The 23,950-nt window shown below is 73.1% G+C and carries 16 protein-coding genes, 2 pseudogenes and 1 riboswitch; of the genes and pseudogenes, 11 read left to right on the top strand and 7 right to left on the bottom strand.

Annotated features, from left to right (window positions below; all coding sequences use genetic code 11):
• Positions 1–98 precede the first annotated feature (98 nt).
• From ACFTWP_RS04810 to ACFTWP_RS04785, 6 genes are all read left to right on the top strand, one after another.
• Positions 99–1,139 (top strand): zinc-binding dehydrogenase, encoded by a 1,041-nt coding sequence (locus ACFTWP_RS04810; protein WP_380262697.1) that lies wholly within the window; start codon positions 99–101, stop codon positions 1,137–1,139.
• 38 nt (positions 1,140–1,177) lie between these two features.
• On the top strand, positions 1,178–1,957 hold the full coding sequence (locus ACFTWP_RS04805; RefSeq protein ID WP_380262695.1) for an SDR family oxidoreductase: 780 nt from the start codon (positions 1,178–1,180) through the stop codon (positions 1,955–1,957).
• A gap of 53 nt (positions 1,958–2,010) precedes the next feature.
• Entirely contained in the window at positions 2,011–4,275 is a 2,265-nt protein-coding gene (locus ACFTWP_RS04800; protein ID WP_380262693.1) for a glycoside hydrolase family 95-like protein, read from the top strand.
• A gap of 167 nt (positions 4,276–4,442) precedes the next feature.
• A complete protein-coding gene (locus tag ACFTWP_RS04795) occupies positions 4,443–5,726 on the top strand; it encodes an ABC transporter substrate-binding protein (RefSeq protein WP_380262691.1) in 1,284 nt (427 codons plus the stop codon).
• On the top strand, positions 5,723–6,628 hold the full coding sequence (locus ACFTWP_RS04790) for a carbohydrate ABC transporter permease (protein WP_380262689.1): 906 nt from the start codon (positions 5,723–5,725) through the stop codon (positions 6,626–6,628). Before ACFTWP_RS04795 ends, ACFTWP_RS04790 begins: the two co-directional genes overlap by 4 nt.
• Positions 6,629–6,651: 23 nt before the next feature.
• Complete coding sequence (locus ACFTWP_RS04785; RefSeq protein ID WP_380262688.1) at positions 6,652–7,548, top strand: carbohydrate ABC transporter permease; 897 nt, start codon at positions 6,652–6,654, stop codon at positions 7,546–7,548.
• A gap of 74 nt (positions 7,549–7,622) precedes the next feature.
• On the opposite strand, the gene tatA is transcribed toward ACFTWP_RS04785, so the two are convergent.
• The 3 genes from tatA to ACFTWP_RS04770 form a co-directional block, all read right to left on the bottom strand.
• Positions 7,623–7,886, bottom strand: coding sequence for a Sec-independent protein translocase subunit TatA (tatA, locus tag ACFTWP_RS04780; protein WP_380262685.1), 264 nt, complete (start codon positions 7,884–7,886; stop codon positions 7,623–7,625).
• A 100-nt stretch (positions 7,887–7,986) separates the two neighbouring features.
• On the bottom strand, positions 7,987–9,507 hold the full coding sequence (locus ACFTWP_RS04775) for a hypothetical protein (RefSeq protein WP_380262683.1): 1,521 nt from the start codon (positions 9,505–9,507) through the stop codon (positions 7,987–7,989).
• A 387-nt stretch (positions 9,508–9,894) separates the two neighbouring features.
• Positions 9,895–12,774, bottom strand: a complete 2,880-nt coding sequence (locus ACFTWP_RS04770) for a glycoside hydrolase family 2 TIM barrel-domain containing protein (protein WP_380262681.1) — start codon at positions 12,772–12,774, stop codon at positions 9,895–9,897.
• Between the two features lie 406 nt (positions 12,775–13,180).
• Here ACFTWP_RS04770 and ACFTWP_RS04765 point away from each other — a divergent pair, with 406 nt between their 5' ends.
• Positions 13,181–15,646 (top strand): RICIN domain-containing protein, encoded by a 2,466-nt coding sequence (locus ACFTWP_RS04765; RefSeq protein WP_380262679.1) that lies wholly within the window; start codon positions 13,181–13,183, stop codon positions 15,644–15,646.
• A 123-nt stretch (positions 15,647–15,769) separates the two neighbouring features.
• Here the strand turns inward: ACFTWP_RS04765 and ACFTWP_RS04760 are convergent, their stop codons facing one another.
• Positions 15,770–16,174 carry a nuclear transport factor 2 family protein gene (locus ACFTWP_RS04760; RefSeq protein WP_380262677.1) on the bottom strand — a complete coding sequence of 135 codons (405 nt, stop codon included), beginning with the start codon at positions 16,172–16,174 and terminating at the stop codon, positions 15,770–15,772.
• A gap of 191 nt (positions 16,175–16,365) precedes the next feature.
• Positions 16,366–16,517: riboswitch (cobalamin riboswitch) on the top strand.
• Positions 16,518–16,832: 315 nt separating this feature from the next.
• On the opposite strand from ACFTWP_RS04760, the gene ACFTWP_RS04755 reads away from it, so the two are divergent.
• The 3 genes and pseudogenes from ACFTWP_RS04755 to ACFTWP_RS04745 form a co-directional block, all read left to right on the top strand.
• Positions 16,833–17,318 carry an acyl-CoA thioesterase gene (locus ACFTWP_RS04755; protein ID WP_380262675.1) on the top strand — a complete coding sequence of 162 codons (486 nt, stop codon included), beginning with the start codon at positions 16,833–16,835 and terminating at the stop codon, positions 17,316–17,318.
• 387 nt (positions 17,319–17,705) lie between these two features.
• Positions 17,706–18,410: pseudogene (locus tag ACFTWP_RS04750) on the top strand (carbohydrate binding domain-containing protein); the annotation flags it as partial.
• Between the two features lie 189 nt (positions 18,411–18,599).
• Positions 18,600–19,565 (top strand): annotated as a pseudogene (locus tag ACFTWP_RS04745) (chitinase); the annotation flags it as partial.
• A 287-nt stretch (positions 19,566–19,852) separates the two neighbouring features.
• On the opposite strand, the gene ACFTWP_RS04740 reads toward ACFTWP_RS04745, so the two are convergent.
• The gene (locus tag ACFTWP_RS04740) at positions 19,853–20,686 is read right to left on the bottom strand and encodes a PIG-L family deacetylase (RefSeq protein ID WP_380262673.1); all 834 of its coding nucleotides are present in this window, start codon (positions 20,684–20,686) and stop codon (positions 19,853–19,855) included.
• Between the two features lie 341 nt (positions 20,687–21,027).
• Between ACFTWP_RS04740 and ACFTWP_RS04735 the strand changes: the two genes are divergently transcribed.
• Entirely contained in the window at positions 21,028–21,180 is a 153-nt protein-coding gene (locus ACFTWP_RS04735) for a hypothetical protein (protein ID WP_191293363.1), read from the top strand.
• Between the two features lie 112 nt (positions 21,181–21,292).
• On the opposite strand, the gene ACFTWP_RS04730 is transcribed toward ACFTWP_RS04735, so the two are convergent.
• Positions 21,293–22,078 carry a DUF1775 domain-containing protein gene (locus ACFTWP_RS04730; protein WP_380262671.1) on the bottom strand — a complete coding sequence of 262 codons (786 nt, stop codon included), beginning with the start codon at positions 22,076–22,078 and terminating at the stop codon, positions 21,293–21,295.
• Positions 22,079–22,288: 210 nt separating this feature from the next.
• Complete coding sequence (locus ACFTWP_RS04725; RefSeq protein WP_380262669.1) at positions 22,289–23,191, bottom strand: LysR family transcriptional regulator; 903 nt, start codon at positions 23,189–23,191, stop codon at positions 22,289–22,291.
• Positions 23,192–23,950: the final 759 nt, after the last annotated feature.

Below are 23,950 nucleotides of genomic sequence, written 5' to 3'. Positions count from 1 at the left end.
CGGCACGTTGACCCGCCGACCGGCCGACCGGCCGGCCGACCTGAGCGAACGTCACCCTCCGACCCTCACCCACCCTCACCCACCCCTGGGAGACCCCGGTGCACCAGGCCACCTACACCGGCGACCGGACCGTGCGCGTCCGACGCCGGGAATCCGTACCACCCGACACCGGACACGTCCGGATCGACGTCGCCTTCACCGGCATCTGCGGCACCGACCTGCACATCCTGCACGGCGCCATGGACGCCCGCGTCCGGCTGCCCGCCGTCCTCGGGCACGAGATGTCCGGCCGGATCGCCGAGGTCGGGGCCGGCGTCACCGGCTGGCAGGCCGGCGACCCGGTCACCGTGATGCCCACCGCCTCCTGCGGCGCCTGCCCCGCCTGCGAGGACGGCCACACCCACCTCTGCCACCGCCTCGACTTCCTCGGCATCGACTCGGCCGGCGCCATGCAGAACAGCTGGACCGTCCCGGCCGACCTGCTGGTCCGACTCCCGGACGGGCTGCGCCTGGCGCACGCCGCGCTCGTCGAACCCACCGCCGTCGCCGTCCACGACGTGCGCCGCTCCGGCCTGGCGCCCGGCGAACAGGCCGTGGTCGTGGGCGGCGGCCCGGTCGGCGTGCTGATCGCCCTCGTCGCCCGCCGTCTCGGCGCGGACGTGCTGCTCGTCGAGCCCGACCCCTACCGGCGCTCGGTCGCCGGGACGCTCGGCCTGGCCTGCCTCGACCCGTCGAGCACCGACGTCGTCGCCGAGGTCGAGTCCCGGACCGGCGGCGCCGGCGCCGCGGTGGTCTTCGAGGTCTCCGGCAGCGCCCCCGGCATGGCCACCGCCGTCGGCAGCCTGCGCGTCCGGGGGCGGCTGGTCCTGGTGGGCATCCACCCGGTTCCCCGCGAAGTCGACCTGCACCGCTTCTTCTGGCGCGAACTGACCCTGCTGGGCGCCCGGCTCTACCGGCGCGAGGACTTCGAGGAGGCCGCCCGGCTGCTCGCCGCCGGGGACGTGCCCGCCGACGCCCTCATCTCCCGGATCGAGCCGCTCGCCCACGCGGACGCCGCGTTCGCCGCCCTCGACTCCGGCGCGGGCGTCATGAAGGTCCTGGTCGACTGCCGGCACACCGACGACGCGAGGACGGCATGACGACTCCACTGCCGGCACACCGACGACCCGAGGACGGCATGACGACTCCACGACACCGGCGGCTCTTCGACCTGACCGGCCGACTCGCCGTCGTCACGGGCGCGCGCCGCGGCCTCGGTCTGGCCATCGCCGAGGCGCTGGCCGCCGCCGGCGCGGACATCGTCGCCGTCAGCGCCACCCTGGAGACCTCGGGCAGCGAGGTCGCCGAGCGCGTGAGCGCCCTCGGCCGACAGTGCCGCACGCTGCGCGCGGACTTCGCCGACCGGGCCGCCGTGACCGCCCTCGCCGCGGAACTCGCGGGCCTGGAAAGGCCGGTGGACATCCTGGTCAACAACGCCGGCACCATCGCCCGGGCCCCGGCCGCCGAGCACGGCGACGAGGACTGGGACCACGTCCTGGCCGTCGACCTGAGCAGCCAGTTCGTCCTCACCCGCGAGGTCGGCCGGCGGATGCTGGCGCGCGGCTCCGGGAAGATCGTGTTCACCGCCTCGCTGCTCAGCTACCAGGGCGGGGTCACCGTGCCCGGCTACGCCGCCGCCAAGTCCGGCATCGCCGGCCTCACCCGCGCCCTCGCCAACGAGTGGGCGGCGGGCGGCGTCAACGTCAACGCGATCGTCCCCGGCTACGTCGCCACCGACAACACCCGGGCCCTGCGCGAGGATCCGGTCCGCAGCGCGGCGATCCTCGACCGCATCCCGGCCGGCCGCTGGGCCGTGCCCGAGGACGTCGCCGGCGCGGCGGTCTTCCTCGCCTCGCCCGCCTCCGACTACGTCCACGGCACCCTGCTGCCCGTCGACGGCGGGTGGTTGGGCCGATGACCACCGCCGGCGCCCACCGCGGCGGCGCACCCTCGAACCGAAACGGAGCAGCCTTGACCGGCACGGAACCACCCGGCCACCCGGCTCTCGACGACCGCATGGCCACCGACACCGGCTGGCACGAGTTCCTGAGCGGGCTCGACCCCGTCTGGCGCAGCATCCCCGCGGACTTCTACGACGGCCCGTTCCTCGGCAACGGAGGCCTGGCCGCCTCCGTCCGGCGCCCGGCGGGCGGGAGCCGCATCCGGATCGTCCTCGGCGACAGCCGGGTCCGCGACCACCAGGACGTCGGCGGCCCGCTCTGGGGCGGCACCCGGCTGCCGATCGGTCACCTCACCCTCCGGACGACCGGCGAGGTGACCGACGTGGACCTGCGGCTCTCGCTCTGGGACGCCGAACTCACCGGCACCGTCCGCACGACGCACGGGACGGTCGCCCTCACCGCGTTCGTCCACGCCGAACGCGACCTGCTCGTCGTACGCTGCCGCCCGCTCGACGGCGGCGAGCAGGTGTCCTGGACCTTCACCCCCGCACCGGCCACCGCCCCGCGGGAGGCGTTCTACCCCGAGCAGCGGCCGGCCGGGCTCAAGGACAATCCGCCGCCCGTGCTCACCGCGACCGCGGACGGCGGCACCTGCGTCCAGGACCTCGCCTGCGGCGGTCGCACCGAGACCCGCTGGCGCACCACCGCCGACGGCGGCGGCAGCACCCTGCTCTGCACGGTGGCCCACAGCGCCACCGATCCCACCGCGAGCCGCACCGCCGCCGAGACCCTGGCCGAGGCCGCCCGGGCGACCACCGACCTACTCACCGGGACCCACCGGGCCTGGTGGCACGCCTACTACCCGAGGAGCTTCCTCTCCGTCCCCGACGCCAGGCTGCAGGGCTTCTACTGGATCCAGCTCTACAAACTGGCCTGCGCCACCCGCGCCGACCGGCCCGTCCTGGCCACCCACGGCCCCTGGCTGGAGCACACCCCCTGGCCCGCCGCCTGGTGGAACCTCAACGTCCAGCTGGAGTACTGGCCGATCAACGCCTCCGGGCACCCGGAACTCGACTCGCTGCGCACGGCACTGGAGAACGGCGGGCCCGGCCTGCTGGCCTCCACCCCCGAGGCCTACCGCGCCGACTCCCTGGTGCTCGGCCGCTCCAGCCAGGACGACCTGCGCAGCGAGCCGGCCGGCGTCCCGGGGCAGGCCGAGCCGCTCCCCGAGGTCGGCAACCTCACCTGGGCCCTGCACACCGCGTGGCTCGCCTACCGGCACACCATGGACGAGGCGTACCTGCGGGACACCGTCCTCCCGCTCCTGCGCAGGTCCGTCACCTACTACCTGCACTTCCTCACCCAGGACGACGAGTGCGTGCTGCACCTGCCGGCCACCTACTCCCCGGAGTACGGGACCACCGCCGACTGCAACTACGACCTCGCGCTGCTGCACTGGGGCTGCCGCACCCTGCTCGACGCCACCGCCCGGCTCGGCGTCGACGACCCGCTCGCCGCCACCTGGCAGCACGTGCTCGACCACCTCACCCCGCCGCCGCAGGACCAGGACGAGGGCCTGTGGATCGGCCGGGACCTGCGCCTCACCAGCTCCCACCGGCACTACTCCCACCTGCTCTGGTTCCACCCCCTGCACCAGCTCGACCTCACCCGCCCGGCCGAGCGCGCCCTGCTCCGGCGGAGCATGGCGCACTGGCTCGGCCTGACCGGCGAACTCCAGGGCTACAGCTTCACCGGCTCCGCCTCGATGTACGCGCTGCTCGGCGACGGCGAGGCGGCCCTGCGTCAACTGCACGAGCTGCTCGACGCCTACGTCCGGCCGAACACCATGTACGCGGAGACCGGCCCGGTCGTCGAGACGCCGCTGTCCGGGGCGCAGAGCCTGCACGACATGCTGCTGCAGAGCTGGGGCGGGGTGCTGCGGGTCCTCCCGGCCGTCCCGGACGGCTGGGCCGACGTCACGGTGCACGACCTGGTCGCCGAGGGCGCCTTCAGGGTCAGCGCCGGCCGTCGCGGCGGCGCCACCCGCTGGATCCGCGTCCGCAGCGGGGCCGGGGAGCCGTGCCTGGTCGCCCCGGGCCGGCTGACCGGGCCCGCGGATGTCCGGCCGCTGGCCGGCCGGCCCGGCCCGACGCGCTGGCGGCTGCGCCCCGACGGCCTGCTGGAGATCACCCTGCCCGCCGGCGCCGAGTGTCTGATCACCGCCGTCGGGGACACCCCGGACCTCACGGTCGAGCCCGTCACCGCTGCGGGAGAGGCCTTCCGCTGGGGCCTGCCCGGTCTGCCCGGCCCGCCCCCGGCCCGCGACCCGACCTGAGCCCCGCCCGCCCACTCACCACCCGCTCCGCCCGCTCCACCCACCCACCACCTGCTCCACCCACCCACCACCTGCTCCACCCACCCACCACCTGCTCCACCCACCCACCACCTGCTCCACCCACCCACCACCTGCTCCACCACCCTCCACCGAAACGGGACCTCGCCATGAGCACGCACTCCCGCACCAGACGTCTCCTCCTCGCCGCCGCGGCCGCCGCCCTCACCTCGGGCGCGCTCAGCGGCTGCGGCGGCGCCGACCACGACGGCGACTCCTTCACCTACTGGTCGATGTGGAACCAGAACGAGCCGCAGGCGAAGGTCATCCAGGCGGCGGCCGAGTCGTTCACCAAGGACACCGGCGTCAAGGTGACCATCCAGTGGCAGGGCCGCCAGGTCATCCAGAAGATCACCCCCACCCTGAAGAGCGGCGCCGCGGCCGACCTCGTCGACAACTCGGTCAACGCGCTCGGCGCCCTGGTCGCCGCCGAGCAGAGCGCGGACCTGACCCCGGTCTACGCCGCGCAGATCCCCGGCGAGACCAGGACCGTCGGCGAGGTGATCCCGGACAAGTACAAGGCGTACCTGAACGACCGGAACGGCAAGCCGTTCATGGTGCCGTACTCGGTGGCCACCGAGGGCGTCTGGTTCAACGCCGCCGCGTACCCGGACCTCGCCGCCAACCCGCCCAAGACCTGGGAGGACCTGGTCAGGACGCTCGACGCGATCAAGGCCACCGGCGTCGCGCCGATCGGCCTGCCCAGCAACGACCCCTACTGGACCCTGCTCACGCTGCAGCGCCGGCTCGGCACCGACGGCGTCCGGGCGCTCGCGGCCGACCGCAGCGGCGCCGCCTGGGACGACCCCAAGGTCCGCGACGCCGTGGGCAGGGTCGAGCAGTTGCGGCAGAACTACTTCATCAAGGGCTACGAGTCCACCCAGGGCACCCAGGCGCAGACCAGCTGGGCCCAGGGCAAGGTCGCGTTCTACCTCAACGGCACCTGGGTGCCCGGCGAGAGCCGGCCCAACGTCCCGGCCGGCTTCACGTACGGGAACTTCCAGCTGCCCGCGATCGACGGCGGCAACACGGCGGTCGGCGTGAACTTCTTCGGGTTCGCGGTGCCCAGGAGCGCCAAGCACGCGGCCGAGGCGCAGCGGTTCGTCGCCTACTTCATGAACAAGGACCGCCTCGCGGGGATCGCCACCCAGGCCCTGAACATCACCCCGCGCACCGACATCCCGGCGCCCCGGGAACTCGCCGCCGTGGCGAAGGCCATCGACGGCAACGACGTCTACGCCGACCAGGCCCGGCTGTTCGTGGACTACGCGGCCTGGGCCACCAAGGCGTACACGCCGAACGTGGTCCGCTTCATCCAGGGCGTCACGACGGCGGACGAGTTCGTCGCGCAGACGAAGCAGGCCTCCGTCGACTTCTGGAAGGCCAACCCGTGAGCGCCACCGCCCACTCACCGTTGGAACGGCGCCGCGGACGGATCTTCGGGCCGTTCGTGGCGCCGGCGGTGGCCCTCTACACGGCGCTGTTCATCGGGCCGACCCTGTACGCGATGTACACCAGCCTCACCGACTGGGACGGCATCAACTCGCCGCGCTGGGCCGGTGTCCGCAACTACACCCAGCTGCTGCACGATCCGGCGTTCGAATCCGCCTTCGGCAACACCCTGAAGATCGTCTTCGGGGTCGGCGCGGTCGTCTTCGCGCTCAGCTTCGGCTTCCTGCTGATGCTGCGCGAGATGCGGGGCCGCCGGCTGATCCGCGGGGTGATCTTCCTGCCGCACATCGTGTCCTCGGTCGTCCTGGCGATCTTCTGGGGCTCGCTGCTGAGTCTCGACGGCCTGCTCAACCAGGCCCTCGGGCACCTGGGGATCGACGCGGTCCAGTGGCTCCGGCCCGGTTGGACGATGGGCGCCGTGCTGCTCGCGCTGATCTGGATCAACACCGGCTACTACGTGACCATCCTGATGGCCGGCGTCGACCGGATCCCCGAGTCGTACTACGAGGCCGCCCGGCTCGACGGCGCCAACGCCTGGCAGCGCTTCCGGCACGTCACGCTGCCGCTGTCCTGGGACGTGACCGGCGCCGCCGCGGTGCTGTGGGCCATCACCTCGGTGAAGATCTTCGAGTTCATCCTCGCCTTCGGCGGCAACCAGGGCGCCCTGCCCCCCACCTACCAGTGGAACAACGCGATGTTCGTCTACGGCGAGACCGTCGGCGGCATCACCCCGCTCAACCAGTTCGGCTACGCCGCGGCCTCCGCCGTGACCACGCTGGCGTTCGTCGCCGTCCTGGTGGTCGTGCTGCGGCGGCTGATGCGCCGTGAGGCGCTGCAGTTCTGAACCCACCGACGAAAGGTGCCGCGATGACCACCCTTGTGACCGATCCGGTCAGGCCGCGGGCGCTGACCCGGAGCACCCGCCGAAGGCGCGCCGCCGCCGTGCTCGGACGGCTGCCCGGGACGGCCGCCGTCTGGCTGTTCACCGGCTTCTGCCTGTTCGCCTTCGGCTACCTGCTGATCAGCTCGCTCAAGAGCAGCCGTGACGTGCTGGAACACCCCTGGTCCCTGCCCACCTCCCTGCACTTCGAGAACTGGTCGACGGCGTGGAACGACGGCGGCTTCGGGCCCGGCTTCGCCAACTCGGCCCTCCTGGTGGTCGCGGCCTCGACGGTGACCGTGGTCGTCGCCGGCCCGGCCGCGTACGTGCTCGGACGGCGGCCCGGCCGGGTGTCGAGCGGTCTCAGCCTGTACTTCGTGCTCGGTCTCGGGATACCCGTCCAGGTGATGGTGCTGCCGCTGTACGCGCTGATGAACCGGCTCGGGCTGATCGACAGCCTGTTCGGCCTGTTCGTGCTCTACGTCGTGACCTCGCTGCCGTTCACGGTCTTCCTGCTGACCTCGTTCTTCGCCTCGCTGCCGGCCGAGTTGGAGGAGGCCGCGGCCCTCGACGGAGTGTCGGCGGCGATGACCTTCTGGCGGATCATGCTGCCGCTGGCAGGCGGCGGCCTGGTGACGGCGACCCTGCTGAACGCGATGGCGATCTGGAACGAGACCCTGCTGGCGCTGATGTTCATCCAGACCAACGACCGGTTCACGCTGCCGCTGGCCCTGCTGAACTACTTCCAGCAGCAGCAGTTCACCGGCGCCGACTTCGGCGCGCTCTTCGCCGGGGTGTCGATCGCGATCCTGCCGATGGTCGGGCTCTACGCCTGGCTCGGCCGGCGCCTCACCGAAGGGCTCACCATGGGCGCCGGCAAGTGACCGGCAGGCCGAGGCCGAGGCGGGCCCCCGGTGGTTCCGGGGACCCGCCTCGGCCGTGTGGCGCCTGTGCGCCTTCAGTCGTCGACTCCGGCAGCCGCTGTGCCGACCTTCGTCGGCTCGACCACGGGAGTCGGACCCGGCTCGACGGCCGGGACCGGACCGGGCGCGCCGTCCGGTCCGGGGTCGTCCTCGTGCAGGGCCCGGGTCTCGGCCTTCAGGATGCGCATCGAACGGCCGAGGCCGCGGGCGACCTCGGGCAGTCTCCTGGAGCCGAACAGCAGGGCGATCGCTGCCACGACGATGACGACGTGCCAGGGTTCGAGAGCGTTCCGGAGCACTTTCGGCCACCGGTCCCTTCGTGGGTCGTCGCGGGGGACGGGGATCGGGCCGGCCGGCGCGTCGGTGGTGCTCCGGCACGCCGGCCGGCCGTGGGTCAGGTCAGGGGGTGCGGACCCAGAACTCGATGGACAGGGGCGGGACGGTGATCTCCAGGGTCGGCCCGGTCTTGGCGGCGAGGGTCTGGTCGGTGGTGGCGGGGCCGTAGCGGTGGCCCTGGAAGGCGGCGGAGGTCTGGGTGTCGACGGTGTAGGTGTAGGACTCGGTGGCGGAGCGGTTGGTGAGGGCGAACACCGGCTTGCCGGCCGTGGTGCGCCAGGCCATGATGCGGTGCTCGGAGTAGTAGGAGCCGTCGGTGTGCAGCGGCTCCTCGACGTGGTAGCGGACCGAGTCCCAGGGCAGGTACTTCACGAACCCGGAGACGGCGTTCCAGTTGCGCGGGTTGAACTGCCAGTGGCCGGCCTGGAGGTCGGGGTAGTGGCCGGCGCTGAAGTCGGTGTCGCCCGGGGGCCGCCACAGGCCCAGCGAGTAGCCCTCGGACTCCGAGTTGCCGATGGGCTTGAGGGCGTGCAGCCAGAACCAGGTCGGCGAGTTCTGGAAGGTCATCCAGTTCATGATCGACTGGGCGGTGTTGATGCAGCGCCAGTCCGTCATCGCACCGTTGAGGTACTCGAACTCGTTGTTGAACACCGGCCGGCCGGCCGCACCGGACGTGTAGTCGGTGGTGATCTGCACGGTGCTGTCCGTGCCGATCTTGTGGAAGGTCCAGTTGTCGACGTAGCTCATGGCCTGCGAGTCGGCCAGCAGCGCCTGTCCGTAGGCGCCCTTCCAGCCGTACTGGCTCTCCGCGTTGATGATCGCGTTCGGGTACTTGGCCCGGATCTTCGGCGCGACGGCCTTGAAGGTGTCCCGGTACTGCGCCGCGGTGTAGACGCAGGAGGAGTAGTCCTCGCCGTTGTCGGGCTCGTTCTGCAGGCCCCAGTAGCTGATCTTCAGGCCCTTGGCCGTGAGGTAGTCGAGGTCGGCGACCATCGCGTCGCCCAGCGCGTCGAGGTCCGCGGGGGCGAAGGAGACGAGCCCGTAGTTGGTCTTCCCGTCCGCGCTCTGGCCGACCAGGCTGTTGTTGCTCTTCCAACCGGGGGCCGGGGACCAGTACTCGGCCATCAGGCCCTCGACGCCGGCCTGGCTGACCATCTCGGCCAGCAGGTCGGTCTGCCCGGGGTAGCGGTCGACGAGGTGCTTGCCGTCGGCGCTCACGCCCCGGTGGTAGAGGCCCAGGGCGAGCCGGCAGAAGCGGAAGCCGCGGTCGGAGCGGCCGGCCTTGAGCATCTGCTGGTAGAAGCGGGTGCGCTCGCTCGCGGTCAGGTCGTAGGGGACGCCGCTGACCGTGCTCGGCAGGCCGCCGTTGCCGGACGCGATGGAGTCGGACTGGATCTCGAAGCCGAGGCCGAGGATGGTCTGCTTGGCGGCCTGGTCGAAGCGGATCCGGTAGCTGCCGGTGGTGATGCCCGCGGCCTGCGCACTGGCCAGGTTGATCGCGGGGGAGAAGGCCGCGGCGGCACCGGCGGCGAGCATGCCGCGCAGCACGGATCTGCGGTCGACGGGGTGGGACATTCCGGTCACGGAGGCCTCCATGGGTGGGGGAGGAGGGGTGTGGGGATGCCGTGCAGGCGGGCTCGTCGCGGGGCCCGGCACCGGCAGTGAGGAGAACGTATTCGATATACGAAAAATTGGCCAGCGTTTGGCCGAAGGCTTTCCTCGCCGGCGCGCCGACCGGCGGGTGTGCGGGCGTGACGGCGTCGTCCGCTCGGCGGCAGGCCACAACGGGCCGCGGCGGGTCCCCGCGGGTTGGCGGGGTACGCCGCGGGCGGTCGGGGGCCCCCGCGCGCGCCCCCCGGGGGGGGGGGGGGGGGGGGCCCGGGGGCCGGCCCGCGGGCGCCGCCCCCCCGGGGCCGGGGCGCCCCCCCGTTGGGGCGGGGCCCCCCCCCGCGGCGCTTCGGTGCCCGCGCCTCAGCCGCCCGTGGCGGAGAGGACGAACGTGAACTCCGCCGGCGCGGCGGTCAGTCGGTGCTCGGGCAGGACACCGGGCCCGCAGGACGCCGAGCCGATGCCGTGCTGAGCGTGGTCCAGGTGCACCCAGACGGTGTCCCCCGGCACGAGCTCCGGGCGGTGCCGGGCCGCGTCGAGCTGCTCGGTGGTCCAGCGGCGGGCGGCGAACCAGAAGAGCGGCTCGCCCTCGATCCGTACCGCCGCCGCGCCGTCGGTCAGTTCGGCCCACCGGACGTCGGCCCGGGAGCCGTTCTCCTGCGGGCGCACGTACGGGGTCTGCATCGCGTCGACGCTCATCGCGTACCGGCCCGGCAGGGAGGCCGCGCGGGTGTCCGGGTACGCCTCGCCCGGCCCGCCGCCGTACCACTGCGCGCCGCCGAATCCGCCCGGCAGGCCCAGCCGGACGCCCAGCCGGGGCAGCGGCACCGTCCACTCGCCCTCGGGCGTGACGGTGACGGTCAGCCGCAGCCGGCTCGCGTCGGCGGTCCAGCGGTACGCGGTGCGCAACCCGAGGGAGGTGGCGGCGGGTGCCACCCGGGTGCGTACCGTCAGGGCGTCCTCCGTCGGCTCGACCGCGTCGAGCCGACGGCGCATCCGGTGCAGGCCGAGCCGGCGCCACTGCCGGTCGAGCTGCGCCTCGGGCTGCCACTGCGGCCCCTGGTCGTTGTCGGTCGGAGCGCGCCACACCTCCAGCCGCGGCCCGACGACGGGCACGGGCCCGATCCGGGTCAGGGCGCCGCTGCGGGCGTCGAACACGCCGGGGCCGAGCCGGATCAGGCCGTCCGTGCTCCGGGGCGCGTGACCGTGGGCGGGCGGCAGGGCGCGCCGGCGGCCGAGCGGGATCCGGCCCCAGGCGACGGTGTGGCCCTTCGGCGCCCACGGGGCGTCCTCGGCGAGCACCGCGCGCACCGTCCAGCCGGACTCGCCGCCGCGGGCCGGGCCCGGCGGCGCCGGCAGCGTCAGCTCGACGGACTCGCTGGGGCCGAGCGCGGGCACGGCGAGGTCCCGTTCCTCCACCGGAGCGCCCTCGACGTCGTAGGAGCAGGTGAAGGCGAGCCGCGACAGGTCGGCGAAGTCGTGCAGGTTGGTCACCCGGACGGTGCGGGCGGCGGGCCCGGCCTCGATGCGGACCGGTTCGACCACCTTCTTGAACTCGGCCAGCGCCGGTGAGGGCGTACGGTCGGGGAAGACGAGGCCGTCGCAGACGAAGTTGCCGTCGTGCACCTCCTCGCCGAAGTCGCCGCCGTAGCCGAAGCCGTGCTCGGGGTGGACCAGCCCGTGGTCGATCCACTCCCAGACGAAGCCGCCCTGGCAGCGCTCGTACCTCTCGAACAGTCGCTGGTACTCCGCCAGCCCGCCCGGCCCGTTGCCCATCGCATGGGCGTACTCGCAGAGCACGAACGGGAGTTCGCGCCGCCGTTCGGGCCCCTCGTCCTCCCGTCGGCCGATCCGCTCGACCTCGGCGTGGTCGGCGTACATCCGGGAGTAGAGGTCGGTGTCCGCGCAGGACGGGTCCCCCTCGTAGTGCAGCAGCCGGGAGGGGTCGCGGTCGCGGATCCACCGTGCCATGGCGGTGAGGCCCCGGCCGGTGCCGGCCTCGTTGCCGAGGGACCAGACGAGGACGCAGGGGTGGTTCTTGTCCCGCTCGACCATGCGGGCGGCCCGGTCGAGCAGGGCCGGGATCCAGCGCTCGTCGTCGACGGGGTTGCCGCGCCAGCCGAGCGGTTCGAAGCCGTGGGTCTCCAGGTCGCACTCGTCGACGACCCAGAGCCCGAGCTCGTCGCAGAGGTCCAGGAAGGCGGGGTGCGGCGGATAGTGGCTGGTGCGGACGGCGTTGACGTTGTGCCGCTTCATCAGCAGCAGGTCCGTGCGCATGGTGTCGAGGTCCACCGTCCGCCCGGTGGCCGGGTGGAACTCGTGCCGGTTGACGCCCCGGAACAGGATGCGCCGGCCGTTCACCTTCAGCACCCCGCCCTCGACGGCGACCGTGCGGAAGCCGATCCGCAGCGGGACCCGCTCGCCCGCCGTGGTCAGCTCGGCGGCGTACAGCCGCGGGATCTCGGCGGTCCACGCCTCCACGGCGAGGGTGGCGCTCTCGCCGGTGGCGAGGTCGAGGCCGAGCTCGGGCACGGCGACCCGGCCCGGCACCTCGCTGTCGACGCACAGCGTGCCCGTCCCCGAGCGGTGGTCGTAGGAGGCGTGGACGAAGAAGTCGCCGACCGCGCCCTCGGGCCGGTGCAGCAGCGTCACCTCGCGGAAGACGCCGGGCAGCCACCACTGGTCCTGGTCCTCCAGGTAGCTCCCGGAGGACCACTGGTGCACACGGACGGCGAGCACGTTCCCGGCCGGGCGCAGCAGGCCGTCCACCGGAAGTTCGTGCGGCAGCCGGCTGCCCTTGAACTCGCCGAGCTCGCGCCCGTTGAGCCAGACCCGGGCGCAGGACTCGACGCCCTCGAAGCGCAGCACCGCGCCGCCGTCGGACGGCCAGTCGGCGGGCAGGTCGAAGTACCGCAGGTGGTCGCCGGTCGGGTTCTCGGTCGGTACCCGGGGCGGGTCCACCGGGAAGGGGTACCGCACGTTGGTGTACGCGGGAGCGCCGTACCCCTGCAGTACCCAGTGGCCGGGGACCGCGAGGTCGCCCCAGTCGGCGGCGTCGTAGCCGGGCTGCGCGAAGGACTCGTCGTGGGTGTCGGCCTCGGGGGAGAGGCGGAAGCGCCACCTGCCGTCCAGCGGGAGCCGGAGGGCATCGGACCGCGCGTACCAGGCGCGGGGCGGCAGGGTGCCCGAGCCGGAGGACGGGCTCTCGTGACGGGCGGGGCCGGGGTCCGGAGGTCGGTTCATGGTTCCTCTCGCTGGGTCGGTGGCCGGTGGCCGCGCAGGTCGAGGTGACCGGGGAGGGACCGAAGGACCGGCGAGCGGCCCCGGTCACTGCGGCCGGGGTCGTCCGGCGCAGCCATCTTGGGTAGCTCGGCGGATCGAAGTCAAGGCACATTGATCGAATGAGCCAAAGCGGTCTCGGATTGATGGAATGGTCGTTCGGCATTGACTCGATCACATGACCGACCTATCGTCCTGGCGGGACGTCACTCCTGCCCGACTCCCTACCTCCTTGCGGGGCACGCCAGTTGCTCCGCCATCGGCATGCCTTGACGCTCCGCCCACCCGGTCACGCCGCCACCCGATCCGGGTGACGCCCCTGCCCGCTCCACCGGAACCGGCCACCCCCCGCCAGGTTGGAGAACCCACCATGCACACCGCACCAAGGGCGCGCCGCACGGCCCGCTGGACCCCGGGCCTCGCCGTGCCGGCCCTCTGCCTCGCGCTGCTCCTCGCCTGGAGCGCCCCGCCGGCGGCCACCGCGGCTCCCGCCGCCACGGCCGCCACCACCACGGCGATCACCGTCGACGGGCAGAGCGCCGGACGGACCTTCGACGGCGTCGGCGCGATCAGCGGAGGGGGCGGCAACACCCGCCTCCTCCTCGACTACCCCGAGCCGCAGCGCGCCCAGATCCTCGACTCCCTCTTCACCCCGGGCCGCGGCGCCGCCCTGCAGCTGCTCAAGGTGGAGATCGGCGGCGACACCAACTCCACCGACGGCGCCGAGAGCAGCCACGAACACACCCGAGGGGCAGTCGACTGCCAGTCAGGGTACGAGTGGTGGGTGATGGAACAGGCCAGGCAGCGCAACCCCGCGATCAAACTGTACGGCCTGGCCTGGGGCGCTCCCGGCTGGATCGGCGACGGCCACTTCTGGTCCCAGGACATGATCGACTACCTGATGGACTGGCTCGGCTGCGCCCGGCAGCACAACCTGAGCGTCGACTACCTCGGCGGCTGGAACGAGCGCTCGTTCGACGCGGCCTGGTACAAGAACCTGCGCGCCACCCTCAACGCCAAGGGCTACGCCGCCGTCAAGGTGGTGGGCGCGGACGACAACTGGGACATCGCGACCGCCATGCGCCAGGACAGCGCCCTCGCCGACGCCGTGGACATCGTCGGGGCCCACTACCCCTGCCAGTACCGCTCGCCGATGACCACCTGCGCCAGCAGCGCCGACGCGCGCGCCACCGGCAAGCAGCTCTGGGCCGCCGAGAACGGCTCCGACGACGCCAACGCCGGTGCGCCCGCCATCGCCCGCGGCATCAACCGCGGCTACCTGGACGCCAAGATGACCGGCTTCCTCAACTGGCCGCTGGTCGCCTCGATCTACCAGAACCTCCAGTACAACACCATGGGCCTGGTCGTCGCCGACCAGCCCTGGTCCGGCGCGTACACCGTCGGGCGCAGCACCTGGGCCACCGCCCACACCACCCAGTTCACCCAGCCCGGCTGGAAGTACCTCGACACCTCCTCGGGCTACCTCGGCGGGAACCGCGCGAACGGCAGCCACGTCAGCTACCGCTCGCCCGACAAGTCGGCCTGGTCCACCGTCCTGGAGACCATGGACGCCACCGCCGCACAGACCGTGACCCTCAAGGTCGCCGGCGGGCTTCCGGGCGGCGCGCTGCACGTGTGGTCCACCGACCTGTCCGGGCCGGGCGCCGCCGGCCGCATGGTGCGCGGCGCCGACCTGACCGCGAACGCGGGAGCGTACACACTGACGCTCAAGCCCGGCCACGTCTACACCGTCACCACCACCGGTGGCCAGGGCGCGGCCACGGCGTCCGGCCCGGCCCGGTCCCTGCTCCCGCTGCCCTTCACCAGCAGTCTCGCCGGTACCGCCACCGGTCAGGAGGTGCGGTACTTCTCCACCATGAACGGTGCCTTCGAGACCGCGCCCTGCGCCGGCGGGCGGCCCGGGAACTGCCTGCGCCAGCAGGCCCCGGTGTCCCCGATCCGCTGGACCGACGAGGCCTCCAACCATCCGTACACCCTGATGGGCGGCCTCGACTGGTCCGACTACACGGTCAGCGCCGACGCCCTGCTGGAGCAGCCCGGAACCGTGGAGATCCTCGGTCGGGCCGGCACCCAGCGACGCAACAACAAGGGGCTGAACGCCTACCACCTGCGGCTGTCCGATGCCGGCGCCTGGTCGCTGACCAGGACCGACAGCAACTGGGCCGTCACCACCCTCGCCGAAGGCACCGTGCCGGCGCCCGGGACCGGCAGCTGGCACCGGCTCGCGCTGAGCTTCGAGGGCACCGCGATCACCGCGAAGATCGACGGGAAGGTCGTCGGGACCGCCCGCAGCGGCGACTACGGCGCCGGCCAGATCGGACTCGGCACCGCCGGCTACTACGGTGCGCAGTTCGCCGACCTCACCGTCGAACCGGGCGCCAGGACCGCCCTGGACGGGACGTACACCCTGGTCAACGCCGACAGCGGCAAGCTGCTCGACGCCTCCGGCCTCGGCACCGCCGACGGCACCCCCGTCATCCAGTGGGGCGCCAACGGCGGCACCAACCAGCAGTGGCGCCTGAAGTCCTCCGGAGACGGCTACCACACCGTCGTCGGGGTCGGCAGCGGGAAGGCACTGGCCGTCGCCGACGGTTCGGTCGTGCCCGGCGCGCAGCTCGTCCTCCGGACCGGTGACGGCGGTACCGGCCAGCAGTGGCTGGTGGCTCCGTCCGACGCCGGCGGCGTCATCCTGGAGAGCCGCTCGGACGGTCAACTCGCGGACAGCGGTGGGTCCAAGAGCAACGGTGCCAAGATGTTCCAGCAGCCGGCCAACGGCAAGGCCCAGCAGCGCTGGAAGCTCCTCCCCGTCGGCTGACGGCGGCGCCGCGCGGCCCGGCATCCGTCGGGGCGCGCGGGGGTGAACGACACGGGTGAGGCGTCCGCCGAGGGCGCCTCACCCGCCGTCGGGGGCTCCGGCGGTGCCGCGGTCCCCGGGCGGTCAGGAGCGGAAGGCCGCCTCCGTCTGGGCGGTGTCCTCGGTGCCGCGGTAGTGGACGATCTTCCCGTCGCGGAACGTGAACCTGTGGTGAAGGTCCATCAGCAGGGGTCTTCCGCTGGCCCGGTGCCGGGCCCGCATGCGCACCACGGTCAGGACGTCGGTGTCGTTGGCGGCGTAGGAGATCGGCGTGAACTCCTCGACGGCCACGGTCGAACCGAACTGCTCGAAGAAGTCGGCGACCTCGGCCTTGCCATGGCGGACGCCGTACCACGGTGCAGCCGCGGACGTGGTCTCCGAGGCCCAGTCGACGTCGTCGCCGAGCCTGGCCAGGATTCCCGCCACGTCGCCGCTGCCGAACGCCGCGTAGACCGATCTGATGGTCTCGATCATGCTCTGCTGGTTCACCGGACACCTCTCCCCGGTCGACGCAACCACTGCGATCCATGCTAGGAGCGGGGCGCCCCCGCCGCCTTCCGGTGCCGGTCGGCTCCGGCCCCGGGTGGGTATCGCGGCCGGCCGGTGCTTCTGGTCTGCGGCGACGACCGTAGAGTGGCCTGCGCAGCTGGTTCGCCCTGTCCGCCAGGCAGGCGCGTCGCAAGAGGGAACCCGGTGGGAATCCGGGACTGCCCCGCAGCGGTGAGCGGGAACGACCGCCGTCATACGCACTGGGCCCGTCGGGCCCGGGAAGCGACGGCCAGTAGGGGTCCACCCTTCACGAGGGTGGGCGCGCCCGCGAGTCCGAAGACCTGCCGCTGCCCGCGGACCGCAGCGGTCCGCGGTCTCACCGGACCCCGCGGGCGGGTCGGCGGCGAGGAGGGGCGCATGCGCGCACCTCCTGCTCCTTCGCGCGTCCGGGGTCTCCTGAACTCGCGAAGGAGAGTTCCGTGAAGCATTCCGACCGACCGGGTGTCCCGGGGGCGGCAACCCGCCGAGGCGTGGGCAGCAGGGCGGCGGTCCGCCGATCCACCGGCTCCGGGCCGTCCACGTGCTCCGGCCCGTCCACCGGCTCCGGCCGGTCCGGGCTCCGGCCGGGCGCTCCGACCACCGGCGGGGTGACGGCCCCGTGACGACGACCCCTGCCGTCTCCAGGACCCCGACGGACTCCGCGGTCACCCTGGCCCACATCATGAGCGAGCACGACACCAACCTCTACGGGACGGTGCACGGCGGGGTCGTGATGAAGCTGATCGACGACGCCGCAGCCGCTGCCGCCGGCCGGCACGCCGGCGTACCTGCGGTCACCGTGTCGGTGGAGGAGATGTCCTTCCTCGCGCCGGTGCGGGCCGGTGACCTCCTGACGGTCCGCGCCCGCGTCGATCACGCCGGGCGCAGCTCGATGGACGTCTCGGTGGTGGTGACGGCGGAACGGTGGAACCTCACCGGGCCGGTGACGAGGGTGGCGACCGCGCAGCTGGTCTTCGTCGCCGTCGACGCGGACGGGCAACCGCACCGCGTGCCGGCCCTCGTCCCGCAGGGCGCCGCCGAACAGCGCCGCGAGCGCCTCGCCCGTGACCGCCGCGCCCGGCGGGCGAAGGGCTCCGCGGGCTGACCCTGCGCCGCTCGCGGTGGCCGGCCTCCTGCCGGGCCGCGGCGAGCGGGCTGTCCAGCTCCGGGTACCGGGGCCCGCAGGAGGTCGAACTCCGGCGGGCCCCGGCACCCGGGCACCGGTCGGAGCCGGAGTCGAGGTCCGTGACCGGGACGGCGGGCCCGGTCTGCCGACGGCGGTGTGGCGGCCGAGGCCGCCGCCGTCGGCGGGCTCGTCCGGGGAGGGGCGGGCGCTGGTGCCCGGTTCCGCCGGACAGGGGCTCACCAGTGCTTCCGTGCGCGGAAGTTCCGTGGATCACCCTCGTCCGACGGTGCCACACCTGGACAATTGGTCCAGACCTATTGACGCGCCTTGCCGCCCCTCCTACGATCCGGTTCGGCACAGCCCCACATGTCCCCCCCACTTCACCCAGAGCCGGGCGTCACGCCCCCACGCGTCGGTCATGTCCATGACGCTCGGCGGAATAGGGAGCACAGCATGTTCCGTCGAAGGTCGCGTACTCCGCGCCAGCCGGGCGAGGTCCGGCCCCGTCCGGATGCCGCCCGCACCGAAGGCGACCAGGCCGGTGGCGAGCCGATCCGGGCCCACCGCCCGCAGCAGTCGCCCGTGGAACGCGCATCGCAGGTGAACCGGGCCGCCCGCGCCGTGCACGGTCCGACCGCCCTGCGGAGCACCGTCGCCGCGGTCAGCGCCGCCGCCGTCATCGGCGCCGGCCTCGCCCTGACCGGCTCCGTCACGGCGGGGGCCGCCACCACCAACCTGGTGGCCAACTCCGGCTTCGAGAGCGGACTCGCCGGCTGGGCCTGTACCGGAGGCTCCGGCACGGCCGTCAGCAGCCCGGTCCACTCCGGCGCCTCCGCGCTGAAGGCCGTGCCGACCGGCTCGGACACCGCCGAGTGCACCCAGACCGTCAGCGTGCAGCCCAACTCCCAGTACACGCTGAGCGCCTACGTCCAGGGCAGCTACGTCTACCTGGGCGCCACCGGCACCGGCCTCACCGGCACCACGTCCACCTGGACGCCGAGCAGCGCGGCGTACAGCCAGCTCAGCGTGAACTTCACCACCGGGGCGAGCACCACCTCGGTGACCGTCTACCTGCACGGCTGGTACGGGCAGCCCACGTACTACGCGGACGACGTGTCGCTCGCCGGCCCCGGCGGCAGCAGCCCCTCGCCCACCGTCACGCCGACCGTGACGCCCACGGTGACCCCGACCGTCACCCCGACCGTGACGCCCACGGTCACCCCGACCGTCACCCCGACGGTCACGCCCACCGCCACGCCGACGGGTGGCGAGACCTGCGCCACCAAGCCCAAGCCCGCGGGCAAGGTCCTGCAGGGCTACTGGGAGAACTGGGACGGCGCCTCCAACGGTGTCCACCCCGGCCTGGGCTGGGTGCCCATCACGGACAGCCGGATCGCCGCGCACGGCTACAACGTCATCAACGCCGCCTTCCCGGTGATCCTCTCCGACGGCACCGTCCTGTGGCAGGACGGCATGGACGCCGGCGTCAAGGTCTCGACCCCCGCCGAGATGTGCCAGGCCAAGGCCGCCGGGGCGACGCTCCTGATGTCGATCGGCGGCGCCGCCGCGGGCATCGACCTGAGCTCCAGCACCGTCGCCGACAAGTTCGTGGCGACCGTCGTCCCGATCCTCAAGAAGTACAACTTCGACGGCATCGACATCGACATCGAGACCGGCCTGTCCGGCAGCGGCACCATCAGCACGCTGTCCGCCTCGCAGTCCAACCTGATCCGGATCATCGACGGCGTCCTCGCCCAGATGCCGGCCGGCTTCGGCCTCACCATGGCCCCCGAGACCGCGTACGTCACCGGCGGCAGCGTCACCTACGGCTCCATCTGGGGCTCCTACCTGCCGATCATCAAGAAGTACGTCGACAACGGCCGCCTGTGGTGGCTGAACATGCAGTACTACAACGGCAGCATGTACGGCTGCTCCGGCGACTCCTACTCGGCCGGCACCGTCCAGGGCTTCACCGCGCAGACCACCTGCCTGAACAACGGTCTGGTCATCCAGGGCACCACCATCAAGGTGCCCTACGACAAGCAGGTGCCCGGCCTGCCGGCGCAGTCCGGCGCGGGCGGCGGCTACATGGCGCCGAGCCTCGTCAGCCAGGCCTACAACTCCTTCAGCGGCCAGCTGAAGGGCCTCATGACCTGGTCGATCAACTGGGACGGCTCGAAGGGCTGGACCTTCGGCGACAACGTCAAGTCCCTCCAGGGCCGTTGATCCGCCGGTGATCCCCCCGGCGGTCTCCTGCTGACCTCCCGCGCCCCGGTGCACCGCTTCCAGCCGGAACCGGTCGTCGACCGGAGCCCCGCCCGGCCGCGGGCCCGGGGCGCGGGTCGTCGAGCAGCGCCGTGCGCGCCCCCGCCCCCCCCCCGCCCCCCCCCGGGGCGGGCGGCGGGCGGGCGGGGCCCGCCCCGCGGACCGCGCCGCCCGCCCCCCCCCCCCCGCGCGCCCCGCGCCGGGGGGGGCGGGCGGACGGCAGTCCGGCGCCCCGGTGCGCAGGCGGATCAGCGCAGTCCGGCGAAGAGGTCGTTCTCCGGGACGGCGGCGCCGGTGGAGTCCTGGACCCGTACGAAGGTCTCCACCCCCATGAGCTCGGTGAACCTCTCCTTGCCCATCCGCAGGAAGAAGATGTTCTCGCCCTGGCTGGCGTGCGCGGCCAGCGCGTCGAACTTCTGGCCGCCGAACTCGGTGGTGTCCACCCAGGTGGTGATCTCCTCGTCGGGCAGTCCGATCTCGGCCATCGCGGCCGCCTCCGCCGGATCCGGCTCCCGCTGCTCCGTGTCGAACTCGCGCATGACCTCGCCGAACCGCTGCATCATCGAGCGCGGGGCCGTCGTCCAGTACACCTTCGGTGTCAGCCCGGTCAGCGCCAGCGCCGCCGTCGTGATGCGGTTCGCCTGGATGTGGTCGGGGTGGCCGTAGAACCCGTTCTCGTCGTAGGTCACCACCACGTCGGGCCGGTACCGCCGCAGGAGCTCGGCCAGGCGGGCGGCGCCCTCCTCCACGGGCGTCCGCCAGAAGGACCCGGGGGCGTCGTTGGCCTCCCAGCCCATCATTCCGGAGTCGGCGTACTCCAGCAGCTCCAGATGGCTGATCTTCAGCACCTCGCAGCTCGCCTTGAGTTCCTGCCGGCGCATCGCGGCGACGGCCGCCGGGTCGTGCCCCGGCTCGCCCGGCTTGACGCCTCCGGGTCCGTCGCCGCAACCGCCGTCGGTACACGTGACGAGGACCGTGCGGATGCCCTCCGCCGCGTACTTGGCGAGGACACCCCCCGTTCCGGTCGCCTCGTCGTCGGGGTGTGCGTGTACCGCCATCAGCGTCAAGGGCCTGTCGGTCATGGACTCGTCCTCACGTGTGAAAGGTGTTCGGTCCGAGTCTGCGGTACGCGGCGGGCGGCCGGGCCGATTATCGGGGGGTGACGGGACCGCGGACGGGTCCGGGTGTCCCGGTGGAGTCGTACGGGCGGCCGGTGCCGGCCGCCCGCGAGGCGCGGTCGGCCGCAGGCGCCTCATCAGGGCCAAGCCGGCACAGGGCCTTCGAATAACAGGAGATCGCATGGGGTGAGCGATAAATGGAAGCCACTGGGCGCATCCTGGTGTAGAATTCTAAACAGAGGGGGCCTCCGGGGCCGGCATCACCGGGATGCCGCGGACCATCCGTCACCACGGGGGAGAACACCATGACCTACCAGATCGAAGAGCTGCGAGCGACGATGGACGAGCGCCTGCGGGAGGCCAGGGAATACCGCCTCGCGCGCGCGATCCGGCTCAAGAACCGCGCCGAGCGCGCCAGTCTGCGCGCCCGCCGGGCCCTGACCAGCCTCGCCGCATGACCATCCAGCTGAAACGGGCCGTCACCTGCACTCGGTGACGGCCCGTTCCGTTTCCCCGCGGTCTCGCGGACAGCGCCCTGCTCGGGCCGGGAGCGTCCCGGGCGCGAGTCGGTCAGCGTCCGGAGTTCTGGCCGCGGCGGCGCCACCACCAGGTGCCGGCGCCGGCGAGGACGGCGGTCGCACCGACCGCGATGGCGATGGCCGCGGCCGGGGAGGAGCTCTTGCCGCTGTTCGTCGAGGCCACCGGGCTCGGGCCGGATGCGGCGGCTGCCGTCACGCTCGGCGAGCCGGCCGGGCCGGAGGTCGTGGCCGTGGGGGAGGGGCTGGCCGCCGTCGTCGGCGTCGCACTCGGGCCGGTCGAGGTGGCCGGGGTGGCCGGGGCGGCGGCGGTGGCGCCGGGTGCGGCCGCCGCGAGCTTGAGGGTGGGTGCGGGGTGTTCGGGTTCGGTGGTGCCCTTCGGCAACTCGATCCAGCGGTCGACGCGGCCGTCGCTGTAGGTCTCCAGGGTCTTGAAGCTGAGTTCCTTCGCGTCGGGCAGCTGCCGGACCGAGATCTTGTAGACGGCGTCCGCGCCGGGGGCGAGTGCCGCACCGCCGACGGTGTAGCCGTCGGCGGTGGCCTCCAGGGTCCAGCCACCGGGGCCGCTCACGAGCTTGACGTCCGCCGGGGTGATGCCGGCGGGCAGGACGACCTGGAACCGGGCGAGGCCGGCACTGGTCGACTCGGCCTCCGCGGTGAAGGTGATCGTGGCGTCGGTGGCCAGGGCCCGGGCGTTCTCCGCTTCGACCTCGATGTGGGCGAACGCCGCGCCGGCGGCCAGCACGACGACCCCGGCGGCGATGCCGGTGGTCGTGGCGGCGCGGGCCAGGGTGCGGACACGGGTGCGTCGACTGCGCATGGCGGACTCCCAGAGCTTGCTGCCGGTACCGCGCTCGGCCCGGCGGCGGGGCTGATGACGGCGCCCATCATGCACGAGTGCGCCGCGGGATTGGTTCAGATGCCGGTAAAGGAAGTCCGGTGAGCGGCGGAGCGGCCGGTCGGCCGCGCCCGCTCCGCCTCGCCTCCGGTCCGCCGCGCCCTCCGGCGGCCGTCGCAGCGGCGCCGGCCGTCACGTCCCCGTGGCTGCCCGGGCGACCTCCCGCACGAGGGGGAGCAGCAGTTGCTCGGAGGGCGTCAGTGGGCGCGCCAGGGTCCAACTGACCCTCACCTCCCGGCGTTCGGGTGCGGGGTGGACCGCCAGCTCGGCCAGTACGCCGTGCCGGAGTTCGAGCCGGACGGACCGGCGCGGCAGCAGCCCCACCCCCAGGCCGATCCGTACCGCCTCCTTGACGCCCTCCGTGCCCCAGAGGTCGATGGTCTCGGCGCCGGTCAGCTCCCAGCCGTGCAGGAGGTCGGTCAGCTGCTGGCGCGTCCGCGATCCGCACTCGCGCAACAGGAAGGTCTCGCCCGCCAGTTCGGCGGGGGTGATCGCCCGGCCGGCCAGGGGATGCCCGGGCGGGCAGACCAGCAGCATGTCCTCGTCGGCGATCCGTTCGGAGCGGTGCCGGCCGGGAGGAAGGGGGCCTCCGCTCAGTGCCACGCCGGTGCGGCCGTCCTCCAGTGCCTCGGCGAGCTGGTCGGCGGTACCGGTGGAGATCCTGAACTGCGCAGCCGGGTCCCGGCGCCGCAGCTCCCGCAGGACCGTCGGCAGGAGGTGTCCGCTGATGGTGCCGGTGCTGCCGATCACCAGGGGCTCCTGGCGCAGCAGCGCCGCCGTCCTGACGGCCTCCACGGCCTGGTCGGCCAGCGCGAGCACCTCCTTGCTCTGGGCCAGCAGGACCTCGCCGGCCAGGGTGGGGCGGATCTTCGGGCCGGAGCGGTCGACCAGCTGGGTCCGGAGGGATATCTCCAGGTTCTGCACCTGTTTCGACACCGACGACTGGCTCAGGAAGAGGACCTGGCCCGCTGCCGAGAACCCTCCGCATTCGATGACCTGCGCGAAGATCGCCAGTTGATTGAGGTTCAGTCGCATCGTGGCCTCGCTCGCGTCCGGAGGGTGTGGGACACAGGGGCGGCGCGGTGCCTCGCGGCCGGCCGGTAGGGCAATGTACCGTGCGCCGACGCTCGGCGCCCCGGCGCGGATCCGCGTGCGGTATGGACTGCCCCGGTGGCGGTCCGACGGCCATCCCCACCTGCCCTTGGGCGCGATGACGGATCGTCAGATAAGGCTCGACTGCCGGGTGTGGTCGTGGGGCCGGAGTGGGCCGAACGGCAAAGGATTCGCAAAGTATCGGGACGAAACCTCGGATCGGGCCTCTTCCCTTGGTGACCGGCCCACCTGTGGCCGGCAGTTCCGAGGGAGGTGTTCCGGTGCAGCCCTGCCCCAGTGGTCGACCGGCAGCGCATTCTCCGTCCGACGCTCGCACGCGACGGACGCCCGCTCCATCCGACCGCGACGCCGCCGTGGCGGTCGTCGCCGCCGAGACCGTCACCGCCGTCGCCCCCGAGCCGGCCGCAGCCGCAGCCGCGAAGCCCGTCACCCCGCGCCGGCGGACCGGCCCCGGGTCCGGGGTCCGGGCTCCCGCCGGCCGTCCGAGACGGCGTTCCGCGAGCCGCCGCCGGCTCTGATCGTCGCGGACGTCGACGGGGTTCGTCCGGGGCCCCGCGATCACCGGAATCCCACCCATCGCCGATGAGTGCCCCGACGGATGCCCCTGCGGTCCGTAGGCGGTCACCGCGTCGACCGGGCGGCGTCGGCCGGGCCGCCGCGGAGCGGGACTCCGACGGTGTC

The sequence above is a fragment of the Kitasatospora sp. NPDC057015 genome (assembly GCF_042673745.1).
Lineage (GTDB): Bacteria > Actinomycetota > Actinomycetes > Streptomycetales > Streptomycetaceae > Kitasatospora.
The sequence above is the reverse complement of the archived record's forward strand: the minus strand, read 5'-3'. Positions and strand labels throughout refer to the sequence as shown.